The following is an 18,850-nucleotide window of genomic DNA, read 5'->3' on the forward strand; positions in this document are numbered from 1 at the left end:
CACAGCCGGTTCATGCCCTTCTGGCTATACTCGGCGCATGAGCACATCGTTCCGTCATCCGATCCGTATCGCCCTGTTCGGCGCCGCCCTGCTGGCGCTGTCCGGGTGCGGCAACAAGGGCCCGCTGGTGATGCCGCAGAAGCCGGTACCGGTGGAAGCCGCACCGGCCGCCGCGCCCGATGCGACGCCGCCCGCCACCACCGATCCGGCCGGCCATGCGCAGCCGGTCGATGGCCAGCAGAAGCCGACCGACGCCACCAGCACCACGCCCACCGATGGGAATGAGTGAGGCCAGCGTCGCGGCGCGCCTGCGCTTTTCCAAGATGCAGGGCGCGGGCAACGATTTCGTGGTGCTCGATCTGCGCGACGGCACCCCGCCGCCGGACGCCGCGCTGGCGGTGCGCCTGGCCGACCGCCATTTCGGCGTCGGCTGCGACCAGCTGCTGACCATCGAGGCGCCGCGCAGCGCGGACGCGGTGGCCAGCTACCGCATCTGGAATACCGACGGCAGCCTGGCCGGGCAGTGCGGCAACGGCGCGCGCTGCGTCGCCGCCTGGCTGGTGCGCGACGGCGCCGCCGGCAGCGACCCGTTCGTCATCGACAGTCCGTTCGCCTCGCATCGCATCGAACGCGGCGCCGACGGCCAGTTCGCGGTGGCGATGGGCGTGCCGCGCTTCGCCCCGGAGGACGTGCCGCTGATCGGCTTCCCGCGCATGCGCGAGGAATATGTGCTGCCGCTGCAAGGCGGCAGCGTGCGCTTCGGCGCGGTGTCGATGGGCAATCCGCATGCGGTGCTGGAAGTGGGCCTGGTCGATGCGGCGCCGCTCGAGCGGCTGGGGCCGTTGCTGCAGCAGCACGCGTCGTTTCCCGATTCGGTCAATGTCGGCTTCGCCCAAGTGATCGACCGCGGCCATGTGCGCCTGCGCGTGTACGAGCGCGGCGTCGGCGAGACCCTGGCCTGCGGCAGCGGCGCCTGCGCGGCCGCGGCGGTGCTGATCCAGCGCGGCCGCGTGGACCGCGACGTGCGCGTGGTGCTGCCCGGCGGCGAGCTGCGCATCCGCTGGCCGCACGACGACGCGCCGGTGGTGATGTCGGGGCCGGCCGCATTCGTTTTCGATGGGGAGTGGATCCGATGAGCGAGACCCAGGACAAGATCGGCGCGCACGAAATCGCCGCATGGCTGCGCCGTCATCCGGCGTTCCTGAAGCAGTTCCCCGACCTGGCGCTGACCCTGGTGGTGCCGCGCGACGACGGCCCGACCGCGTCGCTAGCGAGCTACCAGCTGGAAGTGCTGCGCGACAAGAACCGCGAACTGTCGCGGCGCCTGTCCGAGCTGGCCGGCAATGCCCAGGTCAACGAGCGCCTGGCGGTACGCACCCACCAGCTGACCCTGGCGCTGATGCGCCAGACCAGCGCTGCCGACAGCGTGCGCGCGATGGCCGCTTCGCTGCAGGAGGATTTCCAGGGCGACCTGGTCAGCATCGTGCTGCTGCGCCCGCTGCCCGGGCTGGAACAGGCGCCGTGGCTGCAGATCCTGGCGCAGGACGATCCGCGGCTGGCGCCGTTCCGCGACTGCCTGCAGGACGGCGAGCCGATCTGCGGGCGCCTGCAGCCGGAAAAGCAGGCGCTGCTGTACGCCGAGCGCATCGAGGAAGTGCAGTCCACCGCGCTGCTGCCGCTGCCGGGCGTGGGCCTGCTCGCGGTCGGCAGCCGCGATCCGAACCGCTTCTATCCCGGCATGGGCACCTTGTTCCTGCGCATGATGGGCGAGTCGCTGACGGTGGCGCTGCAGCGCTTCGCATGAGCGTCGGGACTCGGGACTCGGGACTCGGGACTCGAAAAGTGCGGTCCGGCGCGCCGGCCGATGTTGCCACCGTTGAAGCCGAGTCCCGCGTCCCGCGTCCCGAGTCCCGGTTCCTCGCCTACCTGCAAGTCGAGCGGCGCATGTCCGCGCACACGCTGGACGCCTACCGCCGCGACCTCGCCGCGCTGGCGGCGTGGACGGCGGACAATGCCGGCGGCGACATCGCCGCGCTCGGCGCCGAGCAGTTGCGCCATTTCATCGCCGCCGAGCACCGCCGTGGGCTGTCGCCGAAGAGCCTGCAGCGGCGCCTGTCGGCGTGCCGCAGTTTCTATGCGTGGTTGCTCAAGCACGGCCAGATCGCCGCCAGCCCGGCCGCCGCGCTGCGTGCGCCGAAGGCGCCGCGCAAGCTGCCACAGGTGCTGGACGCGGACGAGGCGGTGCGCCTGGTCGAAGTGCCGACCGACGTGCCGCTGGGCCTGCGCGACCGCGCGCTGCTGGAACTGTTCTATTCCTCCGGGCTGCGCCTGAGCGAGCTGTGCGCGCTGCGCTGGCGCGACCTGGATTTCGCCAGCGGCCTGGTGCGCGTGCTCGGCAAGGGCAACAAACAGCGGCTGGTACCGGTCGGCTCGCACGCGCGCAAGGCGCTGCTGGAATGGCAGGCGGAAACCAAGGCGGCGGCCGAGGCGCCGGTGTTCCCGGGCCGCGGCGGCGCGCCGATCGGCGCGCGCGCGGTGCAGATCCGGATCAAGCAGCTGGCCGGGCGCCAGGGCCTGTTCAAGCACGTGCACCCGCACATGCTGCGGCACAGCTTCGCCAGCCACATCCTCGAATCCTCCGGCGACCTGCGCGGCGTGCAGGAGCTGCTTGGCCACGCCGACATCGCCACCACGCAGATCTACACCCACCTGGATTTCCAGCATCTGGCCAAGGTCTACGACGCCGCGCACCCGCGCGCCAAGCGCAAGTCCTGACCGGCCGAACGCAGACGGCGCGGCGGTAGGTTCGCGCGCGCTTGTTCTGGATCAAGGCGCGCGTCGCTGCGGGCGCGGACACTGTCCGCCGAACGTGCAGCGAGGCAGGCCGATGGCGAAACCCTTTCCGTTGAAACCCGCGCATCCCGAGCGGATCTGCTGGGGCTGCGACCGCTACTGCGCGGCGGACGATCTGGCCTGCGGCAACGGTTCCGGACGGGTCATGCATCCGATCGAGATGCAGGGCGAGGACTGGTACCTGCTGTGGGGTATCGCACCGGAGCCGCAGCGCCCGAGCCACGCCAGAATGGACAACCGCCGACCGGCGGACGCTTGAACGGGCGGCGGCATGCCCCCACACCTGAAGAACCGCTCAGGAGGCCGCATGGACCCCAGTCAGAATCCCAACGTTTTCCACGCCACCACGATCCTGTCGGTGCGCCGCAACGGCCATGTCGCCGTGGCCGGCGATGGTCAGGTGACGCTGGGCCATACCGTGATGAAGGGCAATGCGCGCAAGGTGCGCCGGCTCGGCCGCGACGGCCAGGTGCTGGCCGGTTTCGCCGGCGCCGCCGCCGATGCGTTCACCCTGTTCGAATTGTTCGAGGCCAAGCTCGAGAAGCACGGCCAGCTGACCCGCGCGGCGGTGGAACTGGCCAAGGACTGGCGCACCGAACGCCGCCTGGGCAAGCTCGAGGCGTTGCTGGCGGTGGCCGACAAGGAAACCTCGCTGATCATCAGCGGCACCGGCGACGTGATCGAGCCGGAGGACGGCATCATCGCCATCGGCTCCGGCGGTTCCTACGCGCTGTCGGCGGCGCGCGCGCTGCTCGGCCACACCGAACTGGACGCCAAGACCATCGCGGTCGAAGCGCTGAACATCGCCGGCGACATCTGCATCTATACCAATCGCAACGTGGTGGTCGAAGAGCTGTGATTCGGCATTCGGGATTGGGGATTCGCAAAAGCGCTCCTTTCCCTGTGCCCGGACACGCATCGATCGTTCCCATTCCGCTTCTACCAATCCCGAATCCCCAATGCCCAATCCCGACACCTCAACCATGACCCCGCGCGAAATCGTGCAGGAGCTGGACCGCCACATCGTCGGCCAGCACGACGCCAAGCGCGCGGTGGCGATCGCGCTGCGCAACCGCTGGCGGCGCATGCAGCTGCCCGATGCGCTGCGCAACGAAGTGATGCCCAAGAACATCCTGATGATCGGCCCCACCGGCGTCGGCAAGACCGAGATCGCGCGGCGCCTGGCGACGCTGGCCAACGCGCCGTTCGTCAAGGTCGAGGCCACGCGCTTCACCGAGGTCGGCTACGTCGGCAAGGACGTGGAGCAGATCGTGCGCGACCTGGCCGACACCGCGGTCAAGCTGTACCGCGAACAGGCCAAGGTGCGCGTGCGCACCCAGGCCGAGGAACGCGCCGAAGACCGCATCCTCGACGCGCTGCTGCCGCGGCGCAGCGCCGGCATCGGCTTCGATCCGGAAGCCGCGCGCAACGAACCCTCGGCGCAGGACAACGACACCCGCAGCAAGTTCCGGCGCATGCTGCGCGCCGGCGAACTGGACGAGCGCGAGATCGAGCTGGACGTGGCGGTCAACGTCAGCATGGATATCATGACCCCGCCGGGCATGGAGGAAATGGGCCAGCAGCTGCGGCAGATGTTCTCCAACCTGGGCGGCAGCAAGTCGCAGTCGCGCAAGCTGACGATCAAGGCGGCGCGGCCGCTGCTGATCGAGGAAGAGGCCGGCAAGCTGGTCAACGAGGAAGACGTGCGCGCCGCGGCGATCGAGGCCTGCGAGCAGCACGGCATCGTGTTCATCGACGAGATCGACAAGGTCGCCAAGCGCGGCGAGGCGGGATCGTCCGGCGGCGACGTGTCGCGCGAAGGCGTGCAGCGCGACCTGCTGCCGCTGGTCGAAGGCTCCAACGTCAGCACCAAGTACGGCACGGTCAAGACCGACCATATTCTGTTCATCGCCTCCGGCGCGTTCCACCTGGCCAAGCCCAGCGACCTGATCCCTGAGCTGCAGGGCCGCTTCCCGATCCGGGTCGAGCTGTCCGCGCTGTCCAAAGACGATTTCATCCGCATCCTCACCGAGCCGAAGGCGGCGCTGAGCAAACAGTACGAAGCGCTGCTGCTGACCGAAGGCGTGACCCTGAGCTTCACCGAGGATGCGATCGACCGCCTCGCCGAGATCGCGTTCCTGGTCAACGAGCGCCAGGAGAACATCGGCGCGCGGCGCCTGCACACGGTGCTCGAGCGCCTGCTCGATACGCTGAGCTTCGAGGCGCCGGATCGCGACGGGCAGAGCGTCGTCGTCGATGCCGCCTATGTCAACACGCACCTGGGCGAGCTGGTGCAGGATCCGGATTTGAGTCGTTACATCCTGTAAATGCGTTGCCTGCTCTGATTGCTTGCATACCGGCACACAGCGGGCGCGCCAGTACCTTGTGGGAGCGACTTCAGTCGCGACGGCTTTACCGGTAGAGCCCGTCGCGACTGATGGCCCGAGGCCACCCGGAGTCGCTCCCACAAAAGTTCCATCTGCGAACCGGATTTCGCAGATGGAACTATGGAAGAACGCACGCCGAATATGGAAGAACGCACGCTTGCGCGGCGCGCGTAGTGTGGCGGCGCTTCCTGCGGGTACTGGGCCACGAATGCCTGTCAGGCGTCGGTCTGCGGAAATTTGTAGGAGCGGCTTCAGCCGCGACCGGGCATTACCGGTAACGCCCGGTCGCGGCTGAAGCCGCTCCTACAGGTTTCGCTGGCGGTGAACCTAGCGCTTAGTACAACGGCGTCCCGGCCTGGTACGCGGCTACGAATCCCTGCCAGTCCAGCTGCACCTGCGCGGCGTAGTCGAACGCGAACTGGCGCAGTTCCGATTTCAATCCGCTCTTGCTGCTGGCCGCCGCGTCGATCTGTTTGTCGATGCTGTAACCGACCACCGCCGGATCGTAGTCCTGGTCGGACAGCGCGTGCGCCGAGGCCAGCGCCTGGCCCAGGTAGGTGGCGGCGGTGGCCAGCTTGCCGGCGCTGCTCAGCGCGGCCGGATCCAGGTCTTCCTGGAACGGCGATTTCTCGTGCACGTAGAACGGCACGCCGGCGACGCTGGCGTAGCCGATCAGCACGTCGGCATCCAGGGTCTGCGCCTTGGCGGTGCGCGCCACGCGCTCGCCTTCGTGGTTGTCGTAGCTGGAGGCGGGCATCTGCGACGGCGCGGCGACGGCGACCACGCTGGCCGCTTCCTGCTTCCATTCCAGGATCACGTCGTCGCCGGTCGCGCTGCTGGCGCCTTCGATCAGCACGTACAGCCGCTGCCGGCCGAGGCTGCCGGTGCCCGAGCCGAGTTTCTGACGCACGTCCTTGATCGCGTAGTAGCTCGTCGCATAGCGCTTGGACGCGGCGATCGAGGCCACATAGCCGTTCATCGCCGCGGCGACCGCCGAGGCGGTGGCGCTGTCCACCGCGACCAGATTGTCCAGGCTCTGGAACATGCGCTTGCCGCCGCCGACCGCCGTGTATTTGGCCAGCAGGCTGCTGCGGCTCTTGCCGTCGGCGCTGTCGATGGCCTTGGCCACCACGCCGCTGGTGTTGCTCTTGGCCAGCTGGAAACTCTTCTCGGCGTCGCTGCCCTTGAAGTCGCCGATCTTGTCCAGGTAGGCGCCGACCATCGTGTCGATCGCGCTACCGATGTCGCTGTCGGACAGGCCGTTGTCGCGCCCGGCCAGGACCATGCTCGCCGCCAGCCGGCGCAGGTCCCACACGTACTGGCCGAGATGGCCTTCGTCGAAGTCGGCGACCTTGAACACCGCCTTGCCGCTGCTGTCGCGCGCGGCGTCGAAGTTGCCGATGTGGGTGTCGCCGCCGAGCCAGGTGTAGCCGGTCTGCGGGCTGGTCCACAGCGAGGCCGGCAGGGTCTTCATGTCCTGGTAGAACAGATGGTCGGTGCCGCGGTAGAACGCGTAGGCGCTGCCGGCCATCGTCGCCATCTTGGTGTCCAGCTCGGCCTGCTGCGCCGCATAGGGATGGTTGTAGTCGTGGATCTGCTGCACCACCCAGGCATCGCGCTGGCTCGCTGCGGTGGCGCAGCCGGCGGTGGCGGCGAAGATCAGGCCGATCGGCAGCAGGCGCGGCAGGCGGGTGGGCATCGCAGGTCTCCAGGCGCGAACAGGGCGACCAGTCGAGCATGCCGGCATTGCACGGCGATGAATCCGGGTCCGAGCCGGCCCGGCGCAGGCGTCGCTACAGATAGCGCAGCCAGGCCAGGTCGCGGCGGCGCGCCTTCAGCCGCGCGAACGCCGCCACCGGCCAGTACAGCGCCAGTCCCAGCGCCGCGGCGATCGCCCACAGCGCGGCGACGCTGTCCACGCCGAACAACGCGCCGTGGTTCGCGCCCCAGTACGCCAGCGCCGCCAGATACAGCAGCTTCAGCGCGTACAGGTGCAGCAGGTAGAAGAACATCGGCGCCGCGCCGATCGCCGCCAGCGGCGCCAGGATCCTTGCCAGCGGCGGATGCTCGTACAGGCGCAGCAACAGCAGGCCCACGCCCAGGGTCAGCAGCAGGAACAGCAGCGACGGCGGGTACTTGGTCAGGTTGAAGAAGCTCATCGCGGTGTGCGCCACGTCGGCCTGGTCGCGCCAGGGCGCATCGCCGTAGCCGTTGTGCCAGCGCAGCAGGTGGAACAGCGCCAGCGCGCCGAGGCCGCAGGCCAGCAGGCGCTGCCGGCGTTGCGGCGCCGCCGTGTCGGCGCCGTACCAGGGGCCGGCCGCATAGCCCAGCGCGATCACCCCGATCCACGGCAGCAACGGATACGAGGTGCGCACGCGCATTTCGCCCAGCTGCAGCCAGCTGCGATCGTGCAGCACGGCCCAGGCCGTGGCCAGCGGGCCGTCGCCGTGCACGTGCACGCCGTCGAGCAGGTTGTGCCCGGCCACCAGCGCCACGCCGAGCAGCGCCAGCAGCGGGCGCGGCAGCCACAGCAAGGCCGCCAGCGCCAGCATGCTCAGCCCGATCGCCCAGATCACCTGCAGGTACAGCACCTGCGGCGGGAACGAGAAGGTCCAGGCGAAGTTGACCAGGGTCAGTTCCAGCACGACCAGGAACAGCCCGCGCTTGAGCAGGAACGCTGCCGCCGCTTTGCGGCCATGCGGCTGCCGCGCCGCATACAGCCACGCCGACAGGCCGGTCAGGAACACGAACACCGGCGCACACAGATGCGCCAGCAGACGCGCCACGAACAGCGCCGGGGCGGTGGTTGCCACGTCCACCGGATCGCCGATCGGGTGATGCAGATAGAACGTCTCGCGCACGTGGTCGAGCAGCATCAGCAGCATCACGGTGCCGCGCAGCAGATCGATCGAGGCCAGGCGCGAGGAGGCTAGGGAAAGGGCGGGGGAGGCGGAAGACATGCGCTGCGGTTCGTGCCAGTATTGAAATAATATAACATTTCTTTTTCGGGTGCTTCGCTCCATGCCGCCACGTTCGCCGCAGTCGCTGTCCTTCGTTGCCGCCTTGCTCGCCGGCCTGAGCGCCGGTCCGGCCGATGCCGATGCGGTTCTCGACGCCGCGTCCGAGCCTGCCGAACTGGATACGGTGCGCGTGGTCGGGCGCCGCGACTCGGGCACCTACTACGCCGATGCCACCCAGGGCAGCAAGACCGAGCTGAGCCTGCGCCAGTTGCCGCAATCGGTGCGGGTGCTGCCGCGGCAGGCGATCGACGACCTCGGTGCCACGCACCTGGACGGCACCCTGGACTACGTCGGCGGCATCTCGCGGCAGAACGGCTTCGGCGGGCTGTGGGACAACTTCGCGGTGCGCGGGCTGCCCGGCAACGAGAACACCGGCAGCGCGACCCTGCTCAATGGCCTGGCCGGCAACCGCGGCTACAACGCGCCGCGCGACACCGCCAACATCGAGGCGATCGAGTTCCTGAAAGGACCGGCCGCTGCGCTATACGGCAGCAGCGAACCCGGCGGCACGCTCAACATCGTCACCAAGCTGCCGCAGTGGCGGCCGGCGACCGCGCTGGAACTGTCCGCCGGCAGCCACGACGCCTACCGCGTCGCGGCCGACAGCACCGGGCCGCTGGGCGACAGCGTCGCCTACCGGCTCAACCTCGCCGCCGAGGACAGACACAGCTTCCGCGACTTCGTGCAGACGCGGCGCCGCTTCCTCGCGCCGGCGCTGACCTGGCGCCTGGGCAAGGCCACCACGCTGGACTACAACGGCGAATGGCTGCGCCACCGCACGCCGCTGGACCGCGGCGTGGTCGCGGTGCGCGGCGACCTGCGCGCGCTGCCGCGCTCGCGCTTCCTCGGCGAGCCGGGAGATGGCGACGTGCAGGTCGAGAACCGCAATCACCAACTGCTGCTGCGGCACGCGTTCTCCGAGACATGGAGCGGGCTGCTCGCCGCGTCGCAGCGCGACGCCAGACTGCGCGGCTACTCCACCGAACCCAGTGCGGTGCAGGCCGATGCGCGCACGCTGTGGCGGCAGCGGCGCTGGCGCGATTTCGCCTCGCACGACAGCGCGCTGCAGGCGGAACTGCGTGGCCAGCTGCGCAGCGGCACCTGGCGCCACGATCTGCTGGTCGGCATGGAGGCCTACGACTTCGTGCTCGAGCAACGCATGCTGCGGGTCCGCCCCAGCGCCGCCGCGCCGTACGCGCTGGACCTGTTCGCGCCGGTCTACGGACAAGCGCTGCCGACGCCGCTGCCGTTCGTCGATAGCCACGAGCGCCAGCGCAACCTGGCGCTGTACCTGCAGGACGCGGTGGCGTTGAACGCGCAGTGGACGCTGCTGCTCGGCCTGCGCCACGACCGCTACCGGCAGACGCTGGAGGACCGCCGCAGCGGCGGCCGCTACGCGCAGACCCCGGCCAGGACCACGCCGCGCATCGGCCTGAGCTATGCGCCGGGCGAGCAATGGTCGTGGTACGTCAATGCGGGGCGTTCGTTCCGCCCCAACAGCGGCTCCGACGTCTGGTACGGCACCGGCACCAGCACCACGCCGGCGCCGGAAACCGGCCGCGCGCTGGAGCTGGGCGGCAAGTGGCAGGCGCGCGACGGCCGCCTCGGGGGCACCCTGGCGTTGTACGAGATCGTCAAGGACAACGTGCTCACCGGCGATCCGCGCAATCCGGGCAACCAGATCGCCGCCGGCCGCGTGCGCAGCCGCGGCGCCGAGGCCGACGTTTCCGGACAGCTGAGCGCGCACTGGCGGCTCAACGCCAGCGCCTCGTGGAATCGGGTGCAGGTGCTGCGTGACAACACGCTGCAGGTCGGCGGAAGCCTGATCAATGTGCCCAAGCTCAACGGCAGCGTGCTGGCGGTGCGCGAGACGCCGCTGTCCGGCGGCGGCCTGCTCGGCGTCGGTGGCGGCATCACCCATACCGGCGCGCGGCTGGCCGAGGCCTATACCCAGGTGCAGGCCGATGCCGGCATCGCACCGGCGCGATTGCCGGCCTACACCGTGGCCAAGCTGATGGCCTACTGGCGCATCGACGAACGGTTGCGCGTGTCGCTGGACGTGGACAACGTGTTCGACCGCAGCTACTACACCAGTTCGGTCGCGGCGACGCCGTGGGTGGCGGTGGGCACGGCGCGCACCGTCAGCGCCGGCGTGCAGTACCGGTTCTGAGCGCGGCGCGCGCTCAGTCCTCGCCGATGTCCTCGTTCCACACGTCCGGATTGGCCGCGATGTAGCCGCCGAGCAGGTCGATGCATTCCTGGCTGTGCAGGTCGATCACATTGACTCCATTTTCGCGCAGCCAGTCGATGCCGCCCTGGAACGTGACCGATTCGCCGACCACCACGGTGCCGATGTTGAACTGCCGCACCAGGCCGCTGCAGTACCAGCAGGGCGCCAGCGTGGTGACCATGATGGTGTCCTGGTAGCGGCGCTGGCGGCCGGCCTTGCGGAACGCATCGGTCTCGCCGTGCACCGACGGGTCGCCTTCCTGCACGCGGCGGTTGTGGCCGCAGCCGAGCAGGCGGCCGTCGTTGTGGTACAGCGCCGCGCCGATCGGGATGCCGCCTTCGGCCAGGCCCTGGCGGGCCTCGGCGATGGCGGTGTCGAGCAGGGTGCGGTAGTCGGGTGTGGCGATCATCGAGTGCGGCTCGGTGGCGGGATGACGCCATAGTGCGCACGGCGGCGCTGGCTGTCACCACCGCAAGCCGGCGCGGGGCGGGCGCACGCGGCGGCGTCTTGCGAAAGCAGCCCGCGCGCGCGCCGCATCAGCGTTGCCGACGGCGTGCGCTGCGGCTTTACTTACCGCGCAAATAGGGCTATGAACGCTCTACCCCACCCCCCGCATCACCGGCTCGGCGCAGGCCTTGCTGCAGAAACGCTGTTGTCCGACGACAGGAGACACGCGATGCGCACCACGATGTGGAAAGGGATTGGCGGGCTGGCCGTGGCCGCAGGGATGGCGACCGGCGCGCAGGCGCAGGACCAGGAAAAGGCGCAGGGACTGCAATGGAGCGACGGCGCGGCCAGCGCCTCGCTGTACGGCACGCTGGACATCGGCTACGTCGGCCGCCGCGGCGGCAATGGTGCGGTCGCCGATACCGGCAGCGAACACGACCTGCAGAGCGCCGCCGGCTCCGACGGCAGCAATGTCGGCCTCAAGCTCGGCTATGACCTGGGCAACGGCACCCGCCTGATCGGCGAGGTCGAGGTCGGGGTCGACCTGACCGGCGACAAGGACGCCGGCAGCGGCGGCGATACGTTCTATACCCGACATGCCTGGTTGGGCGCGACCGGCAACTGGGGGACGCTGCTCGGCGGCACCGTCGATGGCGGGCGCGCCGCGGTGCTCAAGCAATACGATCCGTTCAAGGGCCGGTCGGTCGCCAGCGCCGGTTCGCTGCAGGTGGTGGTGTCGCGGGCCAAGGACGCAGTGGTCTACGTCACGCCCACCTGGCGGGGCCTCAACGCCACCTTCGCCTATACGCCGAATCTGCTCGGCGTCAGCGACCGCGACAGCCGCAGTCCGCTGTATGCGGTGATCCTGGGCTACAGCAACGGACCGCTGAGCCTGGGCTACGACCACGAAGAGGAATGGTGGAACGACGTGCCCGGCCTGACCCGGCTCAAGATCAACCTGTTCGGGGCCAGCTACGACGTCGGCCCGTTCAAGCTGTACGGGTTCTACGAACGCATCGACATCCAGCAGCCGTTCGACGTCGCCGCGCTCGGCTTCTACCACGAGCACAAGGGCTATCTGCTGGGCTTCACCGCGCCGATGGGCGCCAACGGCCTGTGGAAGGCGGCCTGGAGCCGGCGCGATTCGTCCTACGTGGACAATACCTGCAACAAGTGGGGCGTGGGCTACCAGCACACTTTGTCGCCCAAGGCCTATCTCTACGCCGACTACGCCCGGATCGACAATGGCGCCGGCGGCACCTGCACGATCGCCTACAGCAACGAACAGACCTCCGCCGACCTCGGCCAGGGCGACGCCGGCGGCTACGGCATCGAGGGCGTGGACGTGGGCCTGGTGCTGAAATTCTGAACGTGGGCCGGTACCTGGCCGGCGCCGCGTGGCGGCTGCGACCCTCGGCGGCAGACCACGACGGCGCCGGCAGTGCGATAATCCCGCCATGAGCGAATCCCCCTACAAGACCGGCACAACCCATTTCGGCTTCCGCGATGTCGATGCCAAGGACAAGCAGAAGCTGGTCGGCGAGGTGTTCACCTCGGTCGCCGGCAACTACGACCTGATGAACGACCTGATGAGCCTGGGCATCCACCGGGCCTGGAAGCGCTATTTCGTGGCCACCGCGCAGGTCAAGCCGGGCGACCGCGTGCTCGACCTGGCCGGCGGCACCGGCGACATCGCCGCGCTGCTGAAGGAGCGGGTCGGCGACGACGGCGCGGTGGTGCTGGGCGACATCAATGCCGGCATGCTGTCGGTGGGCCGCGACCGGCTGACCAACCGCGGCCTGGTCGCGGGCCTGGACTACGTGCAGTGCAACGCCGAGGCGCTGCCGTTCCCGGACCAGAGCTTCGACCTGGTCACCATCGCCTTCGGCCTGCGCAACGTCACCGACAAGGACGCGGCGCTGCGCGAGATGTACCGGGTGCTGAAGGTCGGCGGGCAGGCGCGGGTGCTGGAGTTTTCCGCGGTCACCGCCGACTGGTTCAAGCCGATCTACGACTTCCATTCGTTCAAGATCCTGCCGCGCCTGGGCAAGCTGTTCGCCAAGGATGCCGACAGCTACCAGTACCTGGCCGAGAGCATCCGCAAGCACCCGCCGCAGGACGCGCTGAAGGGCATGATGGCCGAGGCCGGCTTCGAGCGCAGCCACTACAAGAACCTGACCGGCGGCATCGTCGCGATCCACTCGGGCTACAAGATCTAGTCGAAGTGCCGGGATTGGGGATTCGGGATTGGGGATTCGTAAAGAGCGCACGCCGCTTCGCTGTTGCGAATCCCCAATCCCCAATCCCCAATCCCGGCCGTCAAGGTAAACTTCCGGTTTCCCCGAACCGGTGCTGTCCGCCATGCGTTCCCCGTTCCTGTTGCTGTCCCTGGCCGCGGTCATCGCGACCGGTTGTTCCCGCGAGGCTCCTAGCGAAGCCGCCGCTCCCGCCGCCAAGCCCGCGCCCGCCGCCGTGAAACCCGCCGACCGCAGCCACGACGAAAGCTCCTATGCCGAGCCGGGCAAGGTCGTGATCAAGGACCTGGCGCTGGACCTGAAGCTGGACTTCGACAGCAAGCAGATTGGCGGCACCGCCACCTACACGCTGGACTGGAAGGACAAGAGCGCCAAGCAGCTGCTGCTGGACACGCGCGAGCTGACTATCGAAACCGTGCAGGGCGACGACGGCAAGGGTAACCTGGCGCCGCTGCAGTACGCGCTGGCGCCGGTCGACAAGATCTACGGCAGCAAGCTGACCATCGAAGCGCCGAACCAGCCGCAGAAAGTCACCATCGCCTACCACACCGCCGCGACCGCCTCGGGCCTGCAGTGGCTGGAGCCGTCGATGACCGAGGGCAAGAAACTGCCCTTCATGTTCAGCCAGTCGCAGGCGATCCATGCGCGCAGCTGGGTGCCGCTGCAGGACACGCCGAGCGTGCGCTTCACCTACAGCGCGCATGTCGTGTCGCGTCCGGACGTGATGGTGCTGATGAGCGCCGACAACGACCCGAAGGCGGCGCGCGACGGCGACTACACGTTCAAGATGCCGCAGCCGATCCCGTCCTACTTGCTGGCCATCGCCGCCGGCGACCTGGTGTTCAAGCCGATCTCCGAGCGTTCGGGCATCTGGGCCGAACCGTCCATGGCCGACAAGGCGGCCAAGGAGTTCGAGGACACCGAGAAGATGATCGTCGCCGCCGAGACGCTGTACGGTCCGTACCGCTGGGGCCGCTACGACATGCTGGTGCTGCCGCCGTCGTTCCCGTTCGGCGGCATGGAGAATCCACGCCTGACCTTCGCCACCCCGACCGTGATCGTCGGCGACAAGTCGCTGGTGTCGCTGATCGCGCACGAACTGGCGCATAGCTGGTCCGGCAACCTGGTGACCAACGCCAGCTGGAAGGACATCTGGCTCAACGAAGGCTTCACCACCTACGTGCAGGCGCGCATCACCGAAGCGCTGTACGGCGCCGAAGCGGCGGAGATGGAGCGCGAGATCGACCAGACCGACCTGCTCGCCGAGGTCAAGGACATGAGCCCGGCCGACCAGGCGCTGGCGTTGCCGGCGCTGACCGAACGCGATCCGGACGATGCGCTGAGCCAGGTCGCCTACGTCAAGGGCGCCTGGTTCCTGCAGTTCCTGGAACAGCGCTTCGGCCGCGCCACCTTCGATGCGTTCCTGCGCGGCTGGTTCGACGACCACGCGTTCCAGAGCGCCAACACCGACCAGTTCGTCGACTATCTGAAGAAGAACCTGCTGGCCAAGAAGCCCGATGCGGTCAGCGAGGCCGAGCTGCACGCGTGGCTGGACGAGCCGGGCATCCCGGCGTTCGCGCAGAAGGCGCGTTCGCGCAACTTCGCGATGGTCGATACCGCGCGCATCGCCTGGGCCGGCAGCGGCACCCTGCCGGGCAAGCAGGTCACCGATGCGTGGAGCACGCAGGAGTGGACGCGCTTCCTCAGCGGCCTGGGCGCCACGCTGAAGCCCGAGCAGCTCAAGCAGCTCGACGCCGCCTACCACTTCACCGGCACCGCGAACGGCGAGATCGCCATGCGCTGGTATCCGCTGGCGATCCGCAGCGGCTACGCCGAGGCGCGCCCGGCCGCTGGCGAGTTCATCGCCCGCGTCGGCCGCCGCAAACTGATCCTGCCGATCTACGCCGAACTGGTGAAGACCCCGGACGGCCTGGCCTTCGCCAAGCAGGTCTTCGCCCAGGCCAAGCCCGGCTACCACCCGATCACCACGGTGTCGGTGGAAGACATGCTGGCCAAGGCCGACAAGGGCGCCGCCGCGCACTGAGGCGGCGCTGCGTGCGAACGCACGGCACGGATCGCGGCGCCGGGAGCAGTCCCGGCGCCGTTTTCTTTTGCGCAACGGCGATTGCCGCTGCCCACTGCCTGCGGCATACCGACCCCGGGCGTAACGCCCCAGCATGCAGGACTTGGCGCAAACCAGGCCGCATGCGAAGGTAGGCGCATGGCACGTTTCCGGTTCCCGGCTCTTCCATGTTGCTGCTGACGTTGTTGCTGCTTCTGGCGTTCACCGCGCTGGCCGTGGGCTTGGCGCTGCTGGTGGGCGCGGTGCTGTTGTTGCGCAGCAAGCCGGTCCTGCTGGTGCGCCTGGAAAGCCTGCGCCTGCGCTGGGGCAGCGGCCTGCAGCGTTGCCAGACGCAGGTCGCCGGGCATCGCTGGACCTACCTGCACCGCGCCGCGGCCGATCCCGCCGCGCCTGCACTGATGCTGGTGCACGGCTTCACCGGCAGCAAGGAGAACTGGTTGCCGCTGGCGCGCGCGCTCGGCGATCGCTATCACCTGTTCATTCCCGATCTGCCCGGCTGGGCCGAGAGCCAGCGCATCGACGGGCAGGACTACGGCTTCGTCGCGCAGGCCGAACGCGTGGCCGCGTTCGCCGCGCAATGCGTGCGCGGTACGGGCAGCGAATGCGTGCTGATCGGGCATTCCATGGGCGGCGGCATCGCCGCGCTCGCCGCGGCGCGCCATCCGCACTTGTTCGATCGCGTTGGCCTGCTCAACGCTGCTGGCGTGCGCTTCGCCGACAACGCCTTCGGCCAGGCGGTGCTGGATGGCGACAATCCGTTCGCGGTGTACGACGCCGACTCGCTGCGCCGCTACGTCGACACGGTGTTCCTGCTGGAGCCGAGCAAGCCGCGCATCCCGTCCTGGGCGGTGTCGTCGATCGTCGCCTGGCGGCGCAGCGAGGCCGGCTTCGAACAGCAGGTGCTGGCGCGGATCGGACGCAGCGAGGAGGCCTTCCTGCCGTTCGAGGAAGCCGCGCGCATCCGCCAGCCGGCGCTGCTGCTGAACTGCGTGCAGGACGCGGTGATCGATGCCAGTGCGCTGGCGCTGTACGCCGAGCGCGTGCCGCAGGCGCTGCAGGTGCTGCTCGACGGCAGCGGCCACATGTCCATCGTCGAGAAACCGACCGAGGTCGCGCAAGCGATCGATGACTTGATCCAACGAGGAGTTCCCCGATGAAACGCATTCTGCTCGGCGCGCTATGCGCCGTCGCCCTGGCCGGTTGCGGCGACCACGAGGCCGAGCGCAAGGCGCAGGCCGCGGCCGAAGCGCAGGCCAAGGCGCAGGCCGCCGACGACTTGGCCAAGCAATACGACGCCGCGGTGAAGTCCGGCAACTGGGACCTGGCGCGCATCCATGGCGCGGCGCTGCTGGAGCAGTATCCCGGTTCGGACGCGGCCGAGCGCATCGAGCCGGGCTACGCCGAGGTCAAGGCCAAGGGCGAGGCGGCGCGTGAGCTGCGGCGCATGCAGGCCGCCTGGGAATATTCGCAGGTGCCGGCCGGCAAGGGCACGCAGCGCTCGGCGATGCTGTACAGCCGCGACAAGGTCGATGTGGACGGCAGCGGCCCGAAGCCGGTGCAGCTGGTGTTCCGCGATCACCCCGAATGGAAGCGCAGCGCCTACCTGGTGCTGCAGGCCGGCGATTTCCGTTGCGCCGGCGGCTGCAAGGTGCAGCTGAAGGCCGACGACGCGGCGCCGCGCGCGGCCGCGGCGTGGCGCCCGAACACCGACGAGGCGATCGCGATGTTCATCAGCGACGACAAGGCGCTGTGGAAGCTGGCGCGCAAGACCACGGTGCTGCAGATCGAATTCCCGGTGAAGGCCGGCGGCACCCGCACCGCGGTGTTCGAGACCGGCGGCCTGGACGGGTCGCAGATGCCGGGATGGGATTGAGCGTGGCGGCACCCGGCGCGCGCCTGCGCCAGGTGCGGCACTGGGTGTTCGACATGGACGGCACGCTGACTCGCGCGGTGCACGATTTCGCGCTGATCCGCCGTAAGCTGCAGATTCCGCCGCAGGCCGACATCCTGCAGCATCTGGCCGCGCTGCCGGCCGAGGAGGGTGCGGCCAAGCACGCCTGGTTGCTCGAGCACGAACGCGCGTTGGCCTTGGGCGCCGTCGCCGCGCCCGGCGCGCCGGCGCTGCTGCGCACGCTGCATGCGGCCGGTTGCCGGCTGGCGCTGTTGACCCGCAATGCGCAGGAACTGGCGCGGGTGACGCTGCGCGAGATCGGGGTCGATGAGTTGTTCGAGGAGGTCGCCATCCTCGGCCGCGACGAGGCGCCGCCCAAGCCGCATCCTGGCGGTCTGCAGCAGTTGGCTGCGCACTGGGGCGTGGCGCCGCATTCGCTGGTCATGATCGGCGACCACGAATACGATCTGCAGTGCGGGCGCCATGCCGGTGCGACGACGGTGTTGTTGCATGCGGACAATCTGTGGCCGGCGCTGGCCGATTTGCATTTCGCCGATTGTGCGGCGCTGCTGGAATGGTGGCAGGACGCAACCGGGTAGGGCGTTCTTTTCTGTGGGAGGGACTTCAGTCCCGACGCTTTATCGGTGAAGCATCGTCGGGGCTGAAGTCCTTCCCACAAAGAGCGAAAGGCGTGCAGTTGTTGCCACCGCTATGCAGATCCGGCGCTCTGTGCCCATGCGTCGCATAGCGGATTGCCAATCTCTGCATCCTTCTCGTTCTCCTGCCATCGCCACTGCAACAGGCGAGCATTTGCTTTTGTAGGAGCGGCTTCAGCCGCGACTGGTTCTGTCAGGAAGGTGTCGCGGCTGAAGCCGCTCCTACAGTGAGTTACCACCGCCATCGCAAAAGCAAATGCTTTCGCCTTGCGGCGAGTCACTTTTCTTTGCTTGTGCAAAGAAAAGTAACCAAAAGAAAGCACACCCTGCCTACGCGCCCTCCGCGCTCCGCGCTCCGGGTCCGCGAATAGGACGGGATTCGCGGAAGGGGCATCCTGCCCCTGCCGCGAACGGCGCACATCCCTGTGCGCCGCCCCTTCGGGGTTTTTCCCGCCCTATTCGCCGCTGCGTAAGGGACCCGGAAAGTCCAAAGCAACAGCAACAGCAACAGCAGAGCAACAGAGCAACAGAGCAACAGCAGGGGCGAGAGCACGAGCGCGCGAGCTGGAGAGTTTGCTGCCGCGGATGCTGCGGTTTGCCGCTCGCGCCGGTGATCTGCGGCGCCGCGCCTCCAATCCCTGCTGTGCGATGCAATAGCGTCGGGACTCAAGTTCCTCCAAAGAGTCTCGGGCGCCCGCACCCCAACGCGCACCGACAGCGGCGACGGATCGGTCGGGGACCTGTCCCGGGGTCTGCCAGGTGCACAGGTCGTTTGCCGCGCATGGCGCTCAGGCCCCGCTGCGCCAATCGCGATACAGGCCGGTGGCGCAAAGTGTGCCGTTTCCGATACAGCGCGGCCGCTCGGCAGGGGCGCGGCTCTGCCCATGCCGCGGCCGATGCTTGTGGCTCAACGATGGCGCACTGCAGCAGCGCGCTGGCACGTTGATTGCTCTCTCACTCGCGATGTTTCCACATCCCGCCGCGCAGGCCGTTCGACGGTAAGCGCACGGCTCTTCAACGAGGGGAGT

The 18,850-nt window shown here is 68.8% G+C and carries 17 protein-coding genes; 14 read left to right on the forward strand and 3 right to left on the reverse strand.

The window, feature by feature from the left end:
• Positions 1–37: 37 nt before the first annotated feature.
• The 7 genes from lptM to hslU all read left to right on the forward strand — a co-directional run bounded on the left by lptM (position 38) and on the right by hslU (position 5,180).
• A complete protein-coding gene (gene lptM / locus HEP73_RS03730; RefSeq protein WP_185822165.1) occupies positions 38–289 on the forward strand; it encodes an LPS translocon maturation chaperone LptM in 252 nt (83 codons plus the stop codon).
• Complete coding sequence (gene dapF, locus HEP73_RS03735) at positions 282–1,136, forward strand: diaminopimelate epimerase (protein WP_185822166.1); 855 nt, start codon at positions 282–284, stop codon at positions 1,134–1,136. The genes lptM and dapF overlap by 8 nt, the downstream gene beginning before the upstream one ends.
• Positions 1,133–1,804 carry a DUF484 family protein gene (locus HEP73_RS03740; RefSeq protein ID WP_185815223.1) on the forward strand — a complete coding sequence of 224 codons (672 nt, stop codon included), beginning with the start codon at positions 1,133–1,135 and terminating at the stop codon, positions 1,802–1,804. Before dapF ends, HEP73_RS03740 begins: the two co-directional genes overlap by 4 nt.
• A 140-nt stretch (positions 1,805–1,944) precedes the next feature.
• The gene (gene xerC / locus HEP73_RS03745; protein ID WP_255423665.1) at positions 1,945–2,775 is read left to right on the forward strand and encodes a tyrosine recombinase XerC; all 831 of its coding nucleotides are present in this window, start codon (positions 1,945–1,947) and stop codon (positions 2,773–2,775) included.
• 112 nt (positions 2,776–2,887) lie between these two features.
• Positions 2,888–3,112, forward strand: a complete 225-nt coding sequence (locus HEP73_RS03750; RefSeq protein WP_185822167.1) for a DUF3079 domain-containing protein — start codon at positions 2,888–2,890, stop codon at positions 3,110–3,112.
• 48 nt (positions 3,113–3,160) lie between these two features.
• Positions 3,161–3,712 carry an ATP-dependent protease subunit HslV gene (gene hslV / locus HEP73_RS03755; protein WP_003465879.1) on the forward strand — a complete coding sequence of 184 codons (552 nt, stop codon included), beginning with the start codon at positions 3,161–3,163 and terminating at the stop codon, positions 3,710–3,712.
• A gap of 100 nt (positions 3,713–3,812) precedes the next feature.
• Positions 3,813–5,180 carry an ATP-dependent protease ATPase subunit HslU gene (gene hslU / locus HEP73_RS03760; protein WP_185815225.1) on the forward strand — a complete coding sequence of 456 codons (1,368 nt, stop codon included), beginning with the start codon at positions 3,813–3,815 and terminating at the stop codon, positions 5,178–5,180.
• A 394-nt stretch (positions 5,181–5,574) separates the two neighbouring features.
• Here the strand turns inward: hslU and HEP73_RS03765 are convergent, their stop codons facing one another.
• Positions 5,575–6,939, reverse strand: coding sequence for a DUF2252 domain-containing protein (locus tag HEP73_RS03765; protein ID WP_185822168.1), 1,365 nt, complete (start codon positions 6,937–6,939; stop codon positions 5,575–5,577).
• A gap of 94 nt (positions 6,940–7,033) precedes the next feature.
• Entirely contained in the window at positions 7,034–8,200 is a 1,167-nt protein-coding gene (locus HEP73_RS03770) for a DUF1624 domain-containing protein (RefSeq protein WP_185822169.1), read from the reverse strand.
• 61 nt (positions 8,201–8,261) lie between these two features.
• Here HEP73_RS03770 and HEP73_RS03775 point away from each other — a divergent pair, with 61 nt between their 5' ends.
• On the forward strand, positions 8,262–10,430 hold the full coding sequence (locus tag HEP73_RS03775) for a TonB-dependent siderophore receptor (RefSeq protein WP_185822170.1): 2,169 nt from the start codon (positions 8,262–8,264) through the stop codon (positions 10,428–10,430).
• A gap of 13 nt (positions 10,431–10,443) precedes the next feature.
• On the opposite strand, the gene HEP73_RS03780 is transcribed toward HEP73_RS03775, so the two are convergent.
• Positions 10,444–10,899, reverse strand: coding sequence for a nucleoside deaminase (locus HEP73_RS03780; RefSeq protein ID WP_185822171.1), 456 nt, complete (start codon positions 10,897–10,899; stop codon positions 10,444–10,446).
• A gap of 267 nt (positions 10,900–11,166) precedes the next feature.
• Here HEP73_RS03780 and HEP73_RS03785 point away from each other — a divergent pair, with 267 nt between their 5' ends.
• The 6 genes from HEP73_RS03785 to HEP73_RS03810 all read left to right on the forward strand — a co-directional run bounded on the left by HEP73_RS03785 (position 11,167) and on the right by HEP73_RS03810 (position 17,765).
• A complete protein-coding gene (locus HEP73_RS03785; protein ID WP_185822172.1) occupies positions 11,167–12,306 on the forward strand; it encodes a porin in 1,140 nt (379 codons plus the stop codon).
• Between the two features lie 88 nt (positions 12,307–12,394).
• Positions 12,395–13,156, forward strand: a complete 762-nt coding sequence (ubiE, locus tag HEP73_RS03790; RefSeq protein ID WP_185813890.1) for a bifunctional demethylmenaquinone methyltransferase/2-methoxy-6-polyprenyl-1,4-benzoquinol methylase UbiE — start codon at positions 12,395–12,397, stop codon at positions 13,154–13,156.
• A gap of 142 nt (positions 13,157–13,298) precedes the next feature.
• Positions 13,299–15,236, forward strand: a complete 1,938-nt coding sequence (locus HEP73_RS03795) for a M1 family metallopeptidase (RefSeq protein WP_185822173.1) — start codon at positions 13,299–13,301, stop codon at positions 15,234–15,236.
• A 206-nt stretch (positions 15,237–15,442) separates the two neighbouring features.
• The gene (locus HEP73_RS03800) at positions 15,443–16,432 is read left to right on the forward strand and encodes an alpha/beta fold hydrolase (protein ID WP_185822174.1); all 990 of its coding nucleotides are present in this window, start codon (positions 15,443–15,445) and stop codon (positions 16,430–16,432) included.
• Positions 16,429–17,148, forward strand: coding sequence for an outer membrane protein assembly factor BamD (locus HEP73_RS03805; protein ID WP_185822175.1), 720 nt, complete (start codon positions 16,429–16,431; stop codon positions 17,146–17,148). Before HEP73_RS03800 ends, HEP73_RS03805 begins: the two co-directional genes overlap by 4 nt.
• Complete coding sequence (locus HEP73_RS03810; protein ID WP_185822176.1) at positions 17,139–17,765, forward strand: HAD family hydrolase; 627 nt, start codon at positions 17,139–17,141, stop codon at positions 17,763–17,765. Before HEP73_RS03805 ends, HEP73_RS03810 begins: the two co-directional genes overlap by 10 nt.
• Positions 17,766–18,850 lie beyond the last annotated feature (1,085 nt).

This window comes from Xanthomonas sp. GW (genome assembly GCF_014236815.1).
GTDB lineage: Bacteria > Pseudomonadota > Gammaproteobacteria > Xanthomonadales > Xanthomonadaceae > Xanthomonas_A.

Coding starts and splice junctions, on each gene's coding strand:
- xerC (WP_255423665.1), top strand. CDS start 1,945: ATGTCCGCGCACACGCTGGACGCCTACCGCCGCGACCTCGCCGCGCTG.
- HEP73_RS03775 (WP_185822170.1), top strand. CDS start 8,262: ATGCCGCCACGTTCGCCGCAGTCGCTGTCCTTCGTTGCCGCCTTGCTC.
- HEP73_RS03800 (WP_185822174.1), top strand. CDS start 15,443: ATGTTGCTGCTGACGTTGTTGCTGCTTCTGGCGTTCACCGCGCTGGCC.
- HEP73_RS03795 (WP_185822173.1), top strand. CDS start 13,299: ATGCGTTCCCCGTTCCTGTTGCTGTCCCTGGCCGCGGTCATCGCGACC.
- hslU (WP_185815225.1), top strand. CDS start 3,813: ATGCCCAATCCCGACACCTCAACCATGACCCCGCGCGAAATCGTGCAG.
- HEP73_RS03770 (WP_185822169.1), bottom strand. CDS start 8,200: ATGTCTTCCGCCTCCCCCGCCCTTTCCCTAGCCTCCTCGCGCCTGGCC.
- hslV (WP_003465879.1), top strand. CDS start 3,161: ATGGACCCCAGTCAGAATCCCAACGTTTTCCACGCCACCACGATCCTG.
- ubiE (WP_185813890.1), top strand. CDS start 12,395: ATGAGCGAATCCCCCTACAAGACCGGCACAACCCATTTCGGCTTCCGC.
- HEP73_RS03740 (WP_185815223.1), top strand. CDS start 1,133: ATGAGCGAGACCCAGGACAAGATCGGCGCGCACGAAATCGCCGCATGG.
- HEP73_RS03805 (WP_185822175.1), top strand. CDS start 16,429: ATGAAACGCATTCTGCTCGGCGCGCTATGCGCCGTCGCCCTGGCCGGT.
- HEP73_RS03780 (WP_185822171.1), bottom strand. CDS start 10,899: ATGATCGCCACACCCGACTACCGCACCCTGCTCGACACCGCCATCGCC.
- HEP73_RS03810 (WP_185822176.1), top strand. CDS start 17,139: ATGGGATTGAGCGTGGCGGCACCCGGCGCGCGCCTGCGCCAGGTGCGG.
- HEP73_RS03750 (WP_185822167.1), top strand. CDS start 2,888: ATGGCGAAACCCTTTCCGTTGAAACCCGCGCATCCCGAGCGGATCTGC.
- dapF (WP_185822166.1), top strand. CDS start 282: ATGAGTGAGGCCAGCGTCGCGGCGCGCCTGCGCTTTTCCAAGATGCAG.
- HEP73_RS03785 (WP_185822172.1), top strand. CDS start 11,167: ATGCGCACCACGATGTGGAAAGGGATTGGCGGGCTGGCCGTGGCCGCA.
- HEP73_RS03765 (WP_185822168.1), bottom strand. CDS start 6,939: ATGCCCACCCGCCTGCCGCGCCTGCTGCCGATCGGCCTGATCTTCGCC.
- lptM (WP_185822165.1), top strand. CDS start 38: ATGAGCACATCGTTCCGTCATCCGATCCGTATCGCCCTGTTCGGCGCC.